The 15,832-nt window shown below is 39.1% G+C and carries 13 protein-coding genes and 1 tRNA gene; 11 read left to right on the top strand and 3 right to left on the bottom strand.

Going from position 1 to position 15,832, the window contains the following annotated elements:
* Window positions 1-3: 3 nt before the first annotated feature.
* Window positions 4-1,113: a YjgN family protein gene (locus I6F53_RS14885; RefSeq protein ID WP_197240072.1), complete on the bottom strand. Its 1,110-nt coding sequence runs from the start codon at window positions 1,111-1,113 to the stop codon at window positions 4-6.
* Window positions 1,114-1,347: 234 nt separating this feature from the next.
* Between I6F53_RS14885 and I6F53_RS14880 the strand changes: the two genes are divergently transcribed.
* The 10 genes from I6F53_RS14880 to msrB all read left to right on the top strand — a co-directional run bounded on the left by I6F53_RS14880 (window position 1,348) and on the right by msrB (window position 13,203).
* Window positions 1,348-1,551 carry a DUF1656 domain-containing protein gene (locus I6F53_RS14880; protein WP_024600681.1) on the top strand — a complete coding sequence of 68 codons (204 nt, stop codon included), beginning with the start codon at window positions 1,348-1,350 and terminating at the stop codon, window positions 1,549-1,551.
* Window positions 1,552-1,556: 5 nt separating this feature from the next.
* On the top strand, window positions 1,557-2,417 hold the full coding sequence (locus tag I6F53_RS14875) for an efflux RND transporter periplasmic adaptor subunit (RefSeq protein WP_197240071.1): 861 nt from the start codon (window positions 1,557-1,559) through the stop codon (window positions 2,415-2,417).
* Between the two features lie 10 nt (window positions 2,418-2,427).
* Window positions 2,428-4,476, top strand: coding sequence for an FUSC family protein (locus tag I6F53_RS14870; protein WP_197240070.1), 2,049 nt, complete (start codon window positions 2,428-2,430; stop codon window positions 4,474-4,476).
* A gap of 78 nt (window positions 4,477-4,554) precedes the next feature.
* Window positions 4,555-5,286, top strand: a complete 732-nt coding sequence (locus tag I6F53_RS14865) for an RNA methyltransferase (RefSeq protein ID WP_197240069.1) — start codon at window positions 4,555-4,557, stop codon at window positions 5,284-5,286.
* Between the two features lie 68 nt (window positions 5,287-5,354).
* Entirely contained in the window at window positions 5,355-8,756 is a 3,402-nt protein-coding gene (locus I6F53_RS14860) for a chromosome segregation SMC family protein (protein WP_197240068.1), read from the top strand.
* 74 nt (window positions 8,757-8,830) lie between these two features.
* Window positions 8,831-9,598 (top strand): cell division protein ZipA, encoded by a 768-nt coding sequence (zipA, locus tag I6F53_RS14855; RefSeq protein ID WP_197240067.1) that lies wholly within the window; start codon window positions 8,831-8,833, stop codon window positions 9,596-9,598.
* Window positions 9,599-9,678: 80 nt separating this feature from the next.
* A complete protein-coding gene (gene ligA / locus I6F53_RS14850) occupies window positions 9,679-11,697 on the top strand; it encodes an NAD-dependent DNA ligase LigA (RefSeq protein ID WP_197240065.1) in 2,019 nt (672 codons plus the stop codon).
* 10 nt (window positions 11,698-11,707) lie between these two features.
* The gene (locus I6F53_RS14845; protein WP_197240064.1) at window positions 11,708-12,226 is read left to right on the top strand and encodes a DUF2919 domain-containing protein; all 519 of its coding nucleotides are present in this window, start codon (window positions 11,708-11,710) and stop codon (window positions 12,224-12,226) included.
* 2 nt (window positions 12,227-12,228) lie between these two features.
* Entirely contained in the window at window positions 12,229-12,669 is a 441-nt protein-coding gene (locus I6F53_RS14840) for a hypothetical protein (protein ID WP_197240063.1), read from the top strand.
* Between the two features lie 93 nt (window positions 12,670-12,762).
* Window positions 12,763-13,203 carry a peptide-methionine (R)-S-oxide reductase MsrB gene (gene msrB / locus I6F53_RS14835; RefSeq protein ID WP_197240062.1) on the top strand — a complete coding sequence of 147 codons (441 nt, stop codon included), beginning with the start codon at window positions 12,763-12,765 and terminating at the stop codon, window positions 13,201-13,203.
* Window positions 13,204-13,470: 267 nt separating this feature from the next.
* On the opposite strand, the gene I6F53_RS14830 is transcribed toward msrB, so the two are convergent.
* On the bottom strand, window positions 13,471-15,120 hold the full coding sequence (locus I6F53_RS14830; RefSeq protein ID WP_197240061.1) for a tetratricopeptide repeat-containing response regulator: 1,650 nt from the start codon (window positions 15,118-15,120) through the stop codon (window positions 13,471-13,473).
* A gap of 271 nt (window positions 15,121-15,391) precedes the next feature.
* Between I6F53_RS14830 and I6F53_RS20775 the strand changes: the two genes are divergently transcribed.
* A complete protein-coding gene (locus I6F53_RS20775) occupies window positions 15,392-15,520 on the top strand; it encodes a hypothetical protein (RefSeq protein WP_269435025.1) in 129 nt (42 codons plus the stop codon).
* Window positions 15,521-15,755: 235 nt separating this feature from the next.
* On the opposite strand, the gene I6F53_RS14825 is transcribed toward I6F53_RS20775, so the two are convergent.
* Window positions 15,756-15,831: transfer RNA gene (locus tag I6F53_RS14825), tRNA-Val, on the bottom strand.
* Window position 15,832: the final 1 nt, after the last annotated feature.

Here is a 15,832-nt window from a genome sequence, read left to right as displayed (position 1 = left end):
CTCTTAAGTTAAAGAAAGGTCAATATCAAATACGTTTGCAGCTTCTTCAGCAAATGATGATTGCTGATCCTGCGCGGTATCAATCAGATTCAATACACCAGGATAAATAGTGACGTTAGTTACATCTGCAAGCATTTTTGATGTACGTACTTTTGTCCATGGGTATGCAAGCCCTAAAGAAAATACAATAGCCAACATATTAGTGAGTAGTAAAACTGCGAAAGGAATAGGCTTTAGCTCTGATTTAAATGTAGCAACGCCTTCAAAATGGCTGTTATCGAAAATGTGATTACGAATAGCGGCGTGCCATACAGCTGAAACTATTGCAATCATCAGTACGTAGGCAATCATCATAAATATAGGAAGCATAACCATTGCAGGGGAGTTCTCTAAATTTTGTGCATTTTCAACATCTAATAAGTTGAGGCCAAATAATCCTAAAATCCCCATAAATACCACCATGGTAATAGAGCTGACCACAAAACAAATTAGCGCTGTTAGGTAATAGGTTTCGCCTTTTAGATTTACAGTAAGTGGTTTGTCGCCGTAACTAATGTTGCTATGGATATAGCTATCAATACGTTTTATAACATAAGGCATTAATAAATAGAGCGTAAATATGCTTGCTATAGGTAACAGTATAAAGTTAACAAAGGCTTCGCCATAACTGCCTTTAAAAGAAAAGCGAACATTACGATGGCGCGTCATACGCAAATTAAAACGTAAACCTTGGTTAATAATCCATGGCATTAAAAAGATAAAACCAATAGCAATAAACAGGCCAAGTATAGGCATAAAGCTGATAGAGAGTGTGTAAATAAAAAACACAATAACCGCTAAAATCCGGCCTTTTAAAATTTGAATTGGCGTTGCTAAGTAGTCAAAGCTATGACCATCTATGCGAGTATGACCGTAAAAATAGCGATGCGTACGTACTTTAGCCCACGCTGAGTATATGCCGAGCGTAATAACACTCAGTAATATATTTACAATCCAAATGCCAAAAAACTCACCGCCTTTACCACTAAACTGCACTTTTCCGCTAAAAATGGGTGCAGTTGGCTCATTTACTGGTGGGTTTGCTTCGGGGGTAGTAGGGTGTATTGATTCCATTAAAATTATATCCATGTTGTTTTTTTGTTAATTTACCTAAATTTGGTGCAAAATTCAATGTTTATAATAACACCACAGTTTTGCAAGTAGCTGATTAAAAGACTATAAGTAATAGCAGTAGGCTTAAAACTGTGTGACTATTAATTTTAAATTAAGCACAAAATTAATATAATTAGATATCTGCTTTATCGCACTCAACTTTTAACCGTTTTTAAACACATATGGATTTTTATTATGCTGCAAGCTGTTGTTTTAGGCGGGGTAGAGTTTAGCCCTTTGATTATTTACTTTCCTATCGCTTTTATTTTAACAGCCATTACACGTTTTATATTACATCGTTTAGATTGGCACGACCGTATTTGGAAGGTGGCTTGGTTTGAGGTGTCTTTATTTATTTGTTATTTGGCCTTAACCGTTTACCTACTCAGTGGAAGATAAATTAGATGACAAAATATCTACGTATACTTTTAACCATAATCGTTGTTATAGCCGCTGTATTTGCAGGACGATGGGTATGGACTGATTACATGCATACTCCTTGGACTCGAGATGGTCGTATTCGAGCTGAAATAGTCACCGTTTCGCCCGATGTGTCGGGGTGGGTAATTGGGCTAAACATTAAAGATGGTCAAAATATAAAAAAAGGTGACTTACTTTTTAGTGTTGACAACAAACGCTACCAAGCGGCACTTGATAGGAGTAAAGCGACTACTGAAAATGCTTTATACACTTGGGAGTTGGCAAAACATAAACTAGCTCGCCGAAAAGGTTTAAACACTCAGCAAGCAATTAGTGAAGAAGGGCTTGAGTCAACACGCATTAATTCAAAAATAGCAAAAGCCAATTATGAACTTGCAAAAACAGATCAAGCATTAGCTCAACTTAACTTTGATAGAGCAAAAGTGTATGCCCCCGTTAGTGGGCAAATTATTAACTTAAACTTACGCCAAGGTAATTATGTAGCTCAAGGAAAATCGGTATTTGCCATTGTAAAATCAGATTCGTTTTACGTTACGGGTTACTTTGAAGAAACTAAAATTCCTTTAATCCATGACAATCAAAAAGCTAAAATATCACTGTTAAGCGGTGGCAAGGCTTTAACCGGGCATGTAATTAGTGTGGGTAAAGCCATTGCGAATACAAACACGCAAAGTAATACACAGCTTTTACCCGTGGTACAGCAAACATTTAACTGGGTGCGTTTATCACAGCGAATTCCTGTTGATATAAAACTAGATTCGGTGCCTGAGGATATACAGCTTAGCGCCGGAATGACCGCCACAATACACCTCAATACTCAGTAGGGAGAATGCCTTGGGTGATGTATTGAGGAATTTGTTTTTTCCTAAAAAACAGGCCATTATTTTTGCAACAAAAGGCGTTATTGCTATGGCAATGTCGTTAAGCGTTGCTATGTATCTCAATCTTGATAGGCCTTATTGGGCACTAGTATCAGCTATATTTTTGCAGTTACGGCCAGAAAGCGGTTTAGTTGTAGAAAAAGCAATTTGCCAAATTGTAGGCACTATTATTGGTGGCTTATTTGGTATATTGCTGCTTACTCAGCTTATGCCTTACCCTTATTTAGCGCTTGGAACTTTAGCATTGTGGCTTGGGTTAAACTCAGCGCTTTCGGCAATGGTGCGCCAAGCTAATTTTGTTTATGCTTTTGCAATGGCAGCTGTAACGGCCGAAATTATAGTACTTTTAGTTATGGCAAACCCAACAACAGTAAGCAGCCAAGCTGTGTTTGATATAGCACAATCGCGTATGAGCGAGATAGTGGTTGGGTCTATTTGTGCGGGATTAGTTAGCCATTTATTTTGGCCAGTTAAAGTTAAAGAGACATTACAGGTTCAAGCTCGCTCTGTTATTAACCAAACACTTAACTACTTAGTTACCGAAATAGACACAAAAGGCACCCACGAAAAACGTCATCAGCAAATCGATGGAATTATGGCCACACTGGGCGTAATAAACGAAGACTCAAGCGCTGTAAGATACGAAGGCCCTAAAGGCCCTGGTCGTTCGCGCGCTGCTAACCAAGTTTCGCAAAAAGTGCTTTCGTTACTTGCTTTAATACAAATATTTGGTCGTTTACAGCGCAGCCACACTGAGCTAATCACCCCCGACTTAACCAAGCTAATGCAAAACTTAAGTGATGTTTTATGCAATATTGCAAAGTCAGATTGTTTTGAGTATTGCGCGGGTGAAGTAAAAACATACAGAAAAAACTTAACAGCCCTTAAAGCTGATAACCAGACAGACTCGCCCTTTGAATCTCATATGCTGTCACTCGCGTTAGAAGTGGCCTCAGAGTTAACCGTTTTACTAAAAGCTTATAAAGCACTTGAGGAACGAGACAAAAGCTTACTAAATGCCCCAAGTATGCTTACTTATCGCGACCCGCTAGCAGGTGTTTTTGTAGGGCTTAGAACGAGTCTCGTTTTTGTTATTGGCGCATGCATTTGGATAAGTACAGGCTCGTCAGCTGCATTAATGATCATGATTTTACCGGTAATTTTTTCAATCATGTTAGCGCGTATTCCGCTTGCCATGTTAAAGGTGGTAATAAAGCGCCTACTTATTGGCATAGTGGTCGCATCAATTGTAACTATTTTTTACGCGCTTAATTTATTATCGCAAAGTGGTGGGCAATTAGAGATTTTAATTTTAGTGCTAGCAGGCCCTTACTTTTTAGGACTACTACTGCTTGGTGATAGAGCTACACTACCTTACGGTTTAGGGTTTTGTATTCCGTTTTCTATTTTAGTGCGCCCAAGCACCGATATGAGCTTAGCGTTTTCTATCGACTATACATTAAGCGCTGCCATGGCTATTTTTACAGGAGTGAGTATTTTGTTTTGGGTATTTCATTTAATAACAGGGCCCAGTGTACGCTTGCTTGTGCATAGAGTATTTAAAACAACTCATCAAGATTTGCTTCAAATACATCAGCAGCGTACGCCAGCTATTTGGTATAACCGTAGAATGTCTGACCGCTTACTGCGCTTAACTAACTACGATCAAGGGTCGCATTCACGCGCTATTACCGATTTAGCCTTAACGGCTTTAAATGTAGGGCATGCATCTATTCGCTTGCAGTCAATTTGTACAAATCTAGCGGGTAAGGATTTAAAGCAACTTATTAGCTGGCAGCAATCCCTTGCAGATGCTTTTTTATTAGCTACTAAAGGTAAGTGTAGTAATGAGTTTAAAAATAAATCGGACGCCTTATACGCAGAGCTAGTAGATGCAGCTGGTGAAAGTAGCCAAGTAGAAACCATTAAAGGGATGTTTATGCGCATTAATCTCACTTTTGAGAGAAGCGCTAAAAAAATAGCGAGTTTAGATGTCGCTTAATAAGCACTTTTGTATTTTTGAAGTTCAGAAGTGATTGCTAAATCTGTTATACTGAGTGGATAATTTTATGGGGCTGTTATGATTTCAAAAAACCAACTCAAACTTATTCGCCAACTTGGCCAAAAAAAGTACCGAAAGCAATATAATCAATACCTTGTACAGGGTGAAAAAAACGTACTTGAGTTATTAAACAGCCCATTAAATGTGGTAAATATTTTTGCTACAAACGAATTTATAAATGCGTACCAAGGTGAGTATCAGCACGCTAATTTTATTGAAGCTGATGAAGAGACCCTCACTAAAGCCAGCACGCTAGTTAGCAATAATGCAGCTATTGCTATTGTTGATATGCCAAAGGCGGCTTTACCACAATCAAGTGGCTTAATACTCGCGCTTGATGGCGTGTCAGACCCAGGTAACTTAGGCACAATAATTAGAGTAGCTGATTGGTACGGTATTAAACATATAGTAACTAGCACCGACAGCGCAGACGCTTACAACCCTAAAACAATTAGCGCCACAATGGGCTCATTTGTAAGGGTATCGGTAAGCCAAGTAGATTTACCTGATTACTTACAGTCTTTAAATTTACCTGTTTATGGTGCTTTTTTAGATGGGCAAAGTGTACATAAAACCCAATTTACGGGCTCAGGCGTTTTACTAATGGGCAGTGAGTCGCATGGTATACGCGAGGAATGTGCAAATTTAGTGACCAATAAAATCACCATTCCCGCTTTTGGTGGAGCAGAGTCGCTTAATGTTGCAATGGCAACCGGTATTATTTTAGATAACTTCAAACGACAAGCTTAATCTATTAGTAAATTATGGGTTAAATTGTTTATGACAAATAACAATAATAAATTGGTAATAACAATAAGATGCGCTTAAGCACTATTAAATTAGCGGGCTTTAAATCGTTTGTAGAGCCCACTAAAATTCCATTTCCTGATCAAATGACGTGTGTTGTAGGCCCTAATGGCTGTGGCAAATCGAACGTTATTGATGCAGTGCGATGGGTGCTAGGTGAAAGCTCTGCTAAAAATCTGCGTGGCGATGCCATGACCGACGTTATTTTTAATGGCTCAACTAATCGTAAAGCCATATCGCAGGCCTCCGTAGAGCTTGTTTTTGATAACGACAAAGGTAATCCTTCAAATACATTTGCCGACAGAAACCAAATTGCCATTAAGCGTTTAGTAACGCGCGACGGGCAGTCACTATATTTTTTAAATGGTAGTAAATGCCGTAAGCGCGATATTACCGATATATTTTTAGGTACTGGGCTTGGTCCGCGAAGTTATGCGATTATTGAACAAGGGATGATCTCGCGCTTAATAGAGAGTAAACCACAAGAGCTACGCGTATTTTTAGAAGAAGCCGCTGGTGTTTCTAAATACAAAGAACGCCGCCGCGAAACCCAAACACGTATTAAAAGCACCCGCGAAAACCTTGAACGTTTACTCGATGTGCGTAAAGAGCTGCAAAGCCAGTTAGATAAACTCGCTGTGCAGTCAGTTGATGCAAAAAAATACCGTGAGTTAAAAGCGCAAGAGCGCACGCTAAAAGGGCAAATTGCGGTTTTAAAGTGGCAAAAGCTACACCAGCAACAACTTGAAAAAAGTGCCCAAATTAAAAAGCTGAACGATCAGATTTCGTTTTTTAAAACAGCTAACTCAGGGCATGACGATGTACTTGCAAGCTTAGAAGGACAAGTGCAAGCTCAGCAAGATAAACTAAGCGATGCACAGCACCAGCAACATGTAATACATACCGAGCTTACCCGCGCTGAGCAACAGCAAATAAGTGTAAAGCAGCAAACCCAAACACTTAAACAAAATTTAATTAAATTACAGCAACGCCAAACCCATAGCACTGAGGTTAAAACGCAGCAGCAAATTGTGTGCGAACAGCTAAATGAAACCCTACAAGAGGCAAGTGAAAACAGCCTAATGTGCGAAGAGCAAGTTAGTGGGTTAACGCATGAGCTTGAGGACTTATTATCACTTAAGCAGCGCCGTAACACTCACTGGCAAGCTTTGTGTGAGCAACAGCAACAACTTAATAATAATGCGCAACTGCATAGCAGCCACATTAAGCAAACGCAGCAGCAAATAAGTCACGTTAACGAGCAACTTAATCAGTTAAATTCGCAGCTTAGCGAGCTACAAAGTAGTGATGTAGAGCAACAATTAACGCAGCAAACACAGCAAACACAAATATTAACTCAAGAACTGGCCGCTAAACAAACAGCGCATACGCAGTGCAGCGCAAAGCTTGAAGTGCAAAATGAGCGTGTTAATAACTCACAAAAGCAATACTCAGCGCTTACTCAAACAATAAATGAGTTAAAAGCCAGTATAACCGGGCTTAAAAGTACATTAGGGCTTGATGACGAAAATGAAAATACTAATGTGTTGTTTAATCAGCTAAGTGTTAAAGAAGGCTTTGAACCCTTAATAGAGCAAGCACTTAAATCGCTAGAGCATTTAAATGTAAGTGAGCAGCAAGCTGATAATAGTGTGTGGCCAATTAGTACTAAGCACATTGCTGAAAATAGCTTAGCGACATTTGTAACAAGTGGCGTGTATCCAGAACATTTAACGTGTATTGCTTATAGCGAGAGCGGTGATTTAACCCTGCTAAAAGATACTTTTTATACAGCTGTTATGGATAAAAGTGGTGCTTTATATGGTCGAAATTGGCATGTAAGCGCCGATCGCAATGCCGAAAACTCATTGCTTTTAAAACATAAGCAATTACAGGATAAAACTCAGCAGTTAACTAGTGCCGAGTATGAGCTAAAACAAATAACATCGACTCGTGATGAACATATAGCCAAGCAAGTAAAGTTAACTAACGAGCAGAGCGAGCTTAAAGAAGCGATACATGAGCTTGCGCAAAATATAGCGGTAGGGAGTACGCGAAGCGATATGCTCAAACAGCAAGTAGCGCACTTTAAGCTGCAGCTTGAAAAACGACAGCAACAAAAACAGCAATTAACCACTCAGCATTTGCAATTAAATACCGTGCTTGGTGGGCAAACAGAGCAATTTGAAGTGTTAAATGAGCAGCAGCTCAACTTAACGGATGAGGTTGACGCTGCAAATAGCCTGCGCTCACAAAGTGATAAAAGTTATAGCGAAGCATTAAGCATGCTTGAGCAATATAAAACACAAGCGCATAAGGCAACGCTTACTGAGCAAAAGGCACGCAGTGAATGGCAGTTAAGCCAAACTAAACTCAGCCATGCAGAGCAAGAGCATGTTAGTGCCTCTGAAGGCGCACAAGAATTACTCAATGAAATAGAAGAGCTGCTTATACCAGAGCAAGAACTTGGCGATAAAATAACGGAGTTTTTAGCGCAACATCAAAAAGGTGACCAGGCACTGGTATTACTTCAAAAAGAATTAGTTCAAGCCAAAGAAAGCTTAAACGCTAAGCAAGTAAGCCTTAAAAATTCACAAGGTGAGCTGGTGGGTTTGCAAGAGCAACATCAAAAGCTAATAATTGAAGAGCAAAGTTTACTTATAAAAGCGCAGCTTGCGCTCGAACCATTAGAAGATTTAAAGCAAAGTTTAAAAGCAATACTCGATGAATTACCTGATTCATTAAGTTTAAGCGCAGCGCAAAATCAGTTAGCCGGATTTACTAATCAGTTAGAAAAATTAGGCGCGGTAAATTTAGCGGCAATAGGAGAGTTTGATTTAGCTAAAGCCCGTAGTGATTATCTTGATAATCAATTAGATGACTTAACCAAAGCGTTAAGTACCCTTGAAGGAGCTATTCGTAAAATTGATAGTGAGACTAAAACACGCTTTAAAGCGACGTTCGATCAGGTAAATGAGGACTTTGCAGAGCTCTTTCCTAAAGTTTTTGGTGGCGGGAGCGCGTATTTAGAATTAACCAGTGACGATTTACTCGAAAGTGGTGTTAGTATAATGGCACGACCACCGGGTAAGAAAAATTCAACAATTCATTTGTTAAGTGGTGGAGAAAAAGCGCTGACCGCATTATCATTAGTGTTTTCTATATTCAGGCTCAATCCAGCTCCTTTCTGTATGCTGGACGAAGTAGATGCACCATTAGATGATGCCAACGTTGTCCGTTTTTGCCGTTTGGTTGAAGAAATGTCACAATCTGTGCAGTTTATTTATATTAGTCATAATAAAATTGCGATGGAAATGGCAGGTAGATTAACGGGTGTTACTATGGCAGAACCTGGCGTATCGCGTATGGTTGCTGTAGATATAGAACAAGCTGTGCAACTTGCACACGTATAAATTTTTATAACAAGTGTATTAGTTTTTAATTAATATACAGGCTTTAGGCATATCAAATAATAAAAGGTGAGGGGATGGCCGAACAATTAAGATGGGTTTTAATCGTTATCAGTGTAGTTGTCATTGGTGGTTTATTAATACATGGATTGTGGTCTGTTAGAAAAAAAGACCGCCCAGAAGTATCGGATAATGAACGGGTTGAGCCATTGCAAGAGAGTGCACCTGCTTCATCTAAACCGTTTCGTACTGAGGCTGAGCCAAAAGAGCCGATGCAAAACGAACGTGACGAGCCGCAATTTGGTGAGCTTAACTTTGATGAAAATGAGCCGCAAATTGATACGAGCGTCCCAGAAGTTCCTATTGAAGATGATTTAGAAATAGTTGATGACCTAGAAGCAAAAGAGCAAAGCGTTGAAGAAGCACCTGCCCAAATGTCTGACTTTGTTATTGTGCATATTCAAATGCCAGAAGAGCTTAGCATGCAGGGTAGTAAATTATTACCAGCAGTTAACACTTTAGGTTTTAAATATTCTGAGGAAGGCTTTTTTAATCGCCACTTAGATCCGGCTGGTCAAGGCCCTGTTTTATTTAGATTAGTAAATATGTACAACCCAGGTACGTTCGATATTGATAATATGGAACAATTTAGTACCGCTGGGGTAAGCTTATTTATGACATTACCTTGTGACGGCGATGGCTTAGCTGCATTTAATATGTTGCACAGCGCAGCTAAAAAATTAGCGGATGAATTTGGTGCACAAATTTTAGATGCTGAGCGAAATGAAATGACGGTAGATCGCGTAAGACAATATGTTGAGCAGGTCCGTTCTTTTTCAGCGTAAATAACGCATACATTATATTTTTATAAGCCACTGGACGGTGAATCGTCAAAGTGGCTTTTTTTATGTTTATTGAGGTTTAAATGTCTAGCAGCATTAGTGAGCAAGTTAATCATCTTCGTACTACATTAGAGCAACACAACTATAATTATTATGTGCTCGACACCCCTAGTATTCCTGATTCTGAATACGATAGGTTATTACGCGAACTAAGCGCACTAGAAACACAGCACCCAGAATTTTTAACCGCCGACTCTCCTACACAAAAAGTAGGCGGTGCAGCACTTAGTAAATTTGAGCAAGTAGCGCACCAAGTACCCATGCTCTCACTTGATAACGCCTTTAGTGAAGAAGAATTCACTGCGTTTAATCGCCGTATAAAAGAGCGTTTAATGAGTACTGATGAGCTTACTTTTTGTTGTGAACCAAAACTTGATGGTTTAGCTGTATCAATTATTTATCGCGATGGTGTGCTTGTACAAGCGGCTACTCGAGGTGATGGTTTTACCGGTGAAAACATTACTCAAAATGTTAAAACCATTCGTAATGTACCGCTCAAGCTCCGTGGTGATTACCCAAAAGAGCTTGAAGTTCGCGGCGAAGTATTTATGGACAGCGCTGGCTTTGATAAATTGAATACTGAAGCGCAAAAACGCGGTGAAAAAGTATTTGTTAACCCGCGTAATGCAGCCGCGGGGAGTTTGCGTCAACTCGACTCTAAAATTACCGCTAAACGCCCACTCATGTTTTATGCGTACAGCACCGGGCTTGTTGCTGATGGCAGCATTCCTGAGGATCACTATCAGCAATTAGAAAAGCTGACTGATTGGGGGCTACCTTTGTGCCCAGAAACAAAATTAGTTGAAGGTCCAAAAGCCGCGCTCGAGTACTACAGCGATATTTTAACGCGCCGTGGTGAGCTTAAATATGAAATTGATGGCGTAGTAATAAAAATAAATAAAAAGACCTTACAAGAGCGTTTAGGCTTTGTGGCACGTGCTCCTCGTTGGGCTATTGCGTATAAGTTTCCGGCGCAAGAGGAAATAACTCAACTACTTGATGTTGATTTTCAAGTCGGTCGTACTGGCGCCATTACACCTGTTGCACGTTTAAAGCCTGTTTTTGTGGGTGGCGTTACCGTATCAAATGCAACGCTTCATAACAGTGATGAAGTTGCACGTTTAGGCGTAAAAGTAGGCGATACAGTTATTATTCGCCGTGCTGGAGACGTAATCCCACAAATAACTCAAGTTGTACTTGAACGCAGACCTGATGATGCCAGAGATATCGAATTCCCGACGACTTGCCCAATCTGTGATTCTCATGTTGAAAAGGTTGAAGGCGAAGCTGTAGCCCGTTGTACGGGTGGACTTGTATGTCCTGCACAGCGTAAGCAAGCTATTAAGCACTTTGCTTCGCGCAAAGCGCTGGATATAGATGGTCTTGGCGATAAGATTGTTGATCAGTTAGTCGATAGAGAACTTATAAAAACGCCTGCTGATTTGTTTATTTTAAAACAGGGGCATTTTGAGTCACTTGAACGTATGGGACCTAAGTCAGCTAAAAACTTAGTAACAGCACTTGAAGAGGCTAAAGGCACTACGCTTGCTAAGTTTTTATATTCATTAGGTATTCGAGAAGCCGGGGAGGCAACAGCACAAAATTTAGCAAATCACTTCCTATCCCTTGAAAATGTAATAAATGCCAGCATTGATAGTTTAACGCAGGTGAGCGATGTAGGCGAAATTGTAGCTGCTCATGTTCGTGGCTTTTTTGATGAAGAGCATAATTTAGCAGTTGTTAATGCGCTTATAGAGCAAGGCGTAAATTGGCCAGCGCTAAGTGCACCTTCTGAGGAAGAACAGCCGCTAGCAGGGCTTACTTATGTACTTACAGGTACGCTTAATACACTTAATCGTAATGATGCTAAAGCGCGCTTACAGCAACTAGGCGCCAAAGTATCGGGTAGTGTATCGGCTAAAACAGATGCACTAGTAGCAGGTGAAAAAGCAGGTTCAAAATTAACTAAAGCACAAGACCTAGGTATCGACATACTAACGGAAGATGAGTTAATAGAGCTGCTTATAAAGCATAACGGTTAGGAAAACAAAAATGAGCCGATATGGGCCAGAATACTGGGATAAGTACGGAAGTTACCGTACACCTATTGCATTTCATTTAAGTGTACTTGTGCTTTTACGCGGCTATTTTATTTGGGTGATAGCGGCTTTAAGCCGCAGACCTGAACTGGATTTAATGTCGTTATTTTTTAAAAATAAAAATGACTTTTTTATCGCAATAACGATTGGAAGTATTGCAATAATACCGACTATTTTATTTTGCTTACGCAGGCCCCGAGACTCACTTAGTGCGAGCGACAGGCTAGCAAAAATATGGCGACATATGCGTTGGCCCCTTATTTTATGCGCAGTTGTAGATTTGACATGGTTAAGTGTTCAAGCTGCGCATAGTCATTATCGATTTTCACCATTTTTAGCCATACAAATGATGATTGTTTTATGGGTACTGTGGTATTTGATGAAAAGCCGTTATTTAACTGTTTTTTTTAATGATTGGCCTGAGCCGACAGAAAAAGCATCAGAAGAAAAAAAGCGACTTAAAAGGGATTAGATGTGGACGCTGTAAATAAAAAAATAGCGATAGCGGTTTCGCTAATAGGATTAGTGCTTGTTATTTTAATGATTAGCACTGAGCTTTTAGAGTTTATGTGGTTTAAAGTGTTATTTGGATTATGGATATTTATTTTTTGTTCAAGTATTTATAGACTTACCCTGCTATTTAAATCAAGAAATAGGTTAGAAGATTTTATTCAACGAGATGCCCAGCACTTATTACTTTTTAGTTTGATGGGATTTTTTGATAAAAAGCACGGTCCAGATTGGTTAGTTATTGAGAGTATTGAACGTATAACGACAAAGGATGATGGGCTAATAATTTATAGTAATAACGAGCGTCAAATGAGCGTTAGTTTGCCTGTAAAAAAAGCAGAACTAGCTAGTTTTATTAAACGAATACTTACCGATTCAGAAAAGCAAAACATTACCTTTGATTAGGCTGATCTTCGCTCTATTCAAAAACGTAATACTTGGTGATACTTTTCTATAAATTTAGAAAGTACCGCTAATCAACTATTCAATGAGGTTATTATGTTGAAGTGGAATGATGTTATTAATTTTGCCACCAACGGCAATCCTACCCCGAGTAAAAAAGTAGTCAAAACTGATGAGCAATGGCGGATGCAACTATCAGAAGATGAATATTACGTAACACGTAAAAAGGGAACAGAACGCCCAGGTAGCTCGGGTAGTTGTACATTGCTCGAACCTGGCAAGTATGTGTGCATTTGCTGTGATAATCTATTGTTTGATGCAGATGAAAAGTTTGATAGCGGTACTGGTTGGCCGTCATTTACGCAACCTGCAACAATTGAAGCAATTGGTTATGTAAGCGATACAAGTCATGGTATGGAGCGCATAGAAGTGGTTTGTAACATGTGTGATTCGCACTTAGGGCATATATTTCCAGATGGCCCATTGCCAACAGGTTTACGTTATTGCGTTAATGCCGCATCAATGAAAAAACTCTAATATTTTATTTATTAGGGCGTGTTGATCTTTGTGGATTGAAATTTGTTCAATCTAGGGGCGATTAAATCGCGGCGCGAGGTTTGTAACCTAGTGGGCTAAGTAAAAACCGAGCAACAAAGAGTTAATCGTCCCTAGAAAGAACCCAAAGGGCAGCGCATGTTTGGTATTTATGCTGCGTTATCGCCTATTCATGGGGAATAACCACACTACATAGGCTCCGCCTTGCCTAAAAACCAAACATACTGCTGCAAATTCACCCACCAAAGATCAACGCGCCCTAGCGCTTTGAATATCTAAATTCATTTCTTTTGCTATATGTAAAATCTTATCTAAACGCTGCGTCTGATCTGCTTGTAACTTAGCTTTATCAAGAAGGGCGTAGCATCTTTTAGCAAGTTCTATGTTGAATGAGCTGCCAGATTGCTTGGTTGAATCAAATAAACACTGTAATAAATTAAGTGCGATATTTTGATTACGAGGCATGACTCTAAATGCTTGTGTAAACGCTTCCAGTGCCGTATTTAATTGGCCTTTATTAAATTGATTAACTGCATGGTTGTTAAGCTCCTTAGGACCCATTTTAATATCGCGTCGCTCACTTTGTTGCTGCTGAATATAACGCAAGTAAGTTGTGTCGCTAACCGCAGGGTGTCTTTCACAGTGGCTGATTATTTGAGTGAATAAGGCTTGTGCCTTTTGATGAAACCCCAACTCATGAAACGCCTTTGCTTTATCAAGTGCGCCATCAACCGATCGGATATGAGTATCGTCATCATCAAGCTGCTCAATTAGCTTTTTAGCTTTTTGGTGCTCGTCTTTTAAATAATGAAGTCGTGCATTAAGTACATCAATTTGAGCTTTATTCGCATTATTAGGAAACTGTTTTTTTAAATCATTAATGTACTGATTAGTTTGCCTTGAAATTCGCTGTATTTGGTCGGTTTGATCAGTCGTTAGCGCAAAGTCGATACCTGCACGTGCTGCATTCAAATATACATCGGGGTGGTCGTGTATTGAGTGTTTTGCAAAGGTGGCTATATCTTTTTGAGTTAAATAGCTTTTTTCGTAGTCGTGATTAATTAGCGACACATTACTTAGCGATTTTTGGCGTGTGATATTTCGCGGTGCAATTTCTGCAGCTTGGCTTAAAAAGCTTTGTGCTAGCTCAAATTGATTTAGCTTTATTTCTAATCTGCCCAACAAATCAAGGGCTACTAAACGAGTTTCTTGGCGCTCTAACATTGTTTTGAGCATTCGCTGCGCCAAAATATGTTCGTTATTCGCTATAAGTGCTTCTACTAAGCCTACTTTTGCCCAAGCAAATTTTTGAATGTCGAGAACAGACTTAAAAAAGTCTTTCGCATCTTGAGCGCGCTTTAAGCGAAGTAAGGCATCACCTTTTAAGCGAAGTAGGATAGGGCTGTAATTATTATTTTTTTTATCCAGAGCGGTATCAATAAACTTAATAGCTTTTGAATCGTTACCATCATCAATTAATGAATACACTGTTTGTAAGTCGTGTTTACGCTTTAGGATTCGTTCAATGCGTATTTTAAGCTCTTGTACTGTAAAAGGTTTAACTAAAAAGTCATCAGGTTGCAGCTCAAGAACACTATGAACAAGTGAGCCACTTGTTTCTGCTGAGATAAAAATAAAGCCAGTCGAGCTTTTTATGAGTTGCTTTACACGTAGCTCTTCATAAAGCTGGTAGCCATCTTGGTGTTTATTTAAGTTGAATGAGCAAACGATTAGATCAAATTCTTCACTTAAACACTGCTCTTTTGCAGAATTTGCATGATCAGCAAAGCGCAACTGCCGAAAGCCAAGCCTTTCTAACGATTGTTTCATATAGCTTTGAGCAAGTGGCTGCTCTTCTACTATAAGTATTTTGGCTTTTGAATAGATCTTAGTTGGCATTGGCTTAAGCGTAATTGTATTTAACACAGACTATAATCAACAGTTTAACTCCTTACAAGGGAATTTAAATGATAGCTGTATTTATTAGGTACTTAACTTTGCCTAATACGTTTATCTAACTACGAAGGTACTGAGCCGAATAACATAATTAAAAACTAAATAAGTAAAATTGATAACGCTATATTTGATGAGTGCTTTGATATGGAAATTTAGATTTTAATAAAAATATGAAATGTATTTAAGGTAAAAAGAGGAGTTAAACGTATTCAATATGGGAAAAGAGTTATTACTAGAGAAGTTGTCATTTAAAGAGTTATCTGATGGTATCTATATGTGGTGGGTGATTACTTGGCTTGATACCAGTGACTTAATTACATACGACTTATACCAACCTGCATAAATCTTTGATCAATTTAACGAATTAAATTGCACTATAACGTCGTTAAAAATTTTTTATTTAGAACAACTAGATACAAAAACTTTTGCCTAGTTCTAGCGTAATTTTCTTAACGTTAAATAGACCCCATATATAAGCAGATTGGTATTATATATTGAGTTTTTATGAAGTTCTTAAATGTATTTAATATGCGAAGAAAGAGTTATTACTAGAGAGGTTGTCTGATGGTATTTATATGTGGTGGGTGATACTGGACTTGAACCAGTGACCCTCGCCTTGTAAGGGCGATGCTCTCCCAACTGAGCTAATCACCCA

It is taken from the genome of Pseudoalteromonas sp. SWN29 (assembly GCF_015864465.1).
Lineage (GTDB): Bacteria > Pseudomonadota > Gammaproteobacteria > Enterobacterales > Alteromonadaceae > Pseudoalteromonas.
Note: the sequence above shows the minus strand (reverse complement) of the source record. Positions and strands in the feature narration are given on the sequence as shown.

What these genes read in the sequence shown, in the direction of transcription:
- I6F53_RS14885 (WP_197240072.1), bottom strand. Translation starts at nt 1,113, where the DNA reads ATGGAATCAATACACCCTACTACCCCCGAAGCAAACCCACCAGTAAAT.
- I6F53_RS14880 (WP_024600681.1), top strand. Translation starts at nt 1,348, where the DNA reads ATGCTGCAAGCTGTTGTTTTAGGCGGGGTAGAGTTTAGCCCTTTGATT.
- I6F53_RS14875 (WP_197240071.1), top strand. Translation starts at nt 1,557, where the DNA reads ATGACAAAATATCTACGTATACTTTTAACCATAATCGTTGTTATAGCC.
- I6F53_RS14865 (WP_197240069.1), top strand. Translation starts at nt 4,555, where the DNA reads ATGATTTCAAAAAACCAACTCAAACTTATTCGCCAACTTGGCCAAAAA.
- I6F53_RS14860 (WP_197240068.1), top strand. Translation starts at nt 5,355, where the DNA reads ATGCGCTTAAGCACTATTAAATTAGCGGGCTTTAAATCGTTTGTAGAG.
- zipA (WP_197240067.1), top strand. Translation starts at nt 8,831, where the DNA reads ATGGCCGAACAATTAAGATGGGTTTTAATCGTTATCAGTGTAGTTGTC.
- ligA (WP_197240065.1), top strand. Translation starts at nt 9,679, where the DNA reads ATGTCTAGCAGCATTAGTGAGCAAGTTAATCATCTTCGTACTACATTA.
- I6F53_RS14845 (WP_197240064.1), top strand. Translation starts at nt 11,708, where the DNA reads ATGAGCCGATATGGGCCAGAATACTGGGATAAGTACGGAAGTTACCGT.
- msrB (WP_197240062.1), top strand. Translation starts at nt 12,763, where the DNA reads ATGTTGAAGTGGAATGATGTTATTAATTTTGCCACCAACGGCAATCCT.
- I6F53_RS14830 (WP_197240061.1), bottom strand. Translation starts at nt 15,120, where the DNA reads ATGCCAACTAAGATCTATTCAAAAGCCAAAATACTTATAGTAGAAGAG.
- I6F53_RS20775 (WP_269435025.1), top strand. Translation starts at nt 15,392, where the DNA reads ATGGGAAAAGAGTTATTACTAGAGAAGTTGTCATTTAAAGAGTTATCT.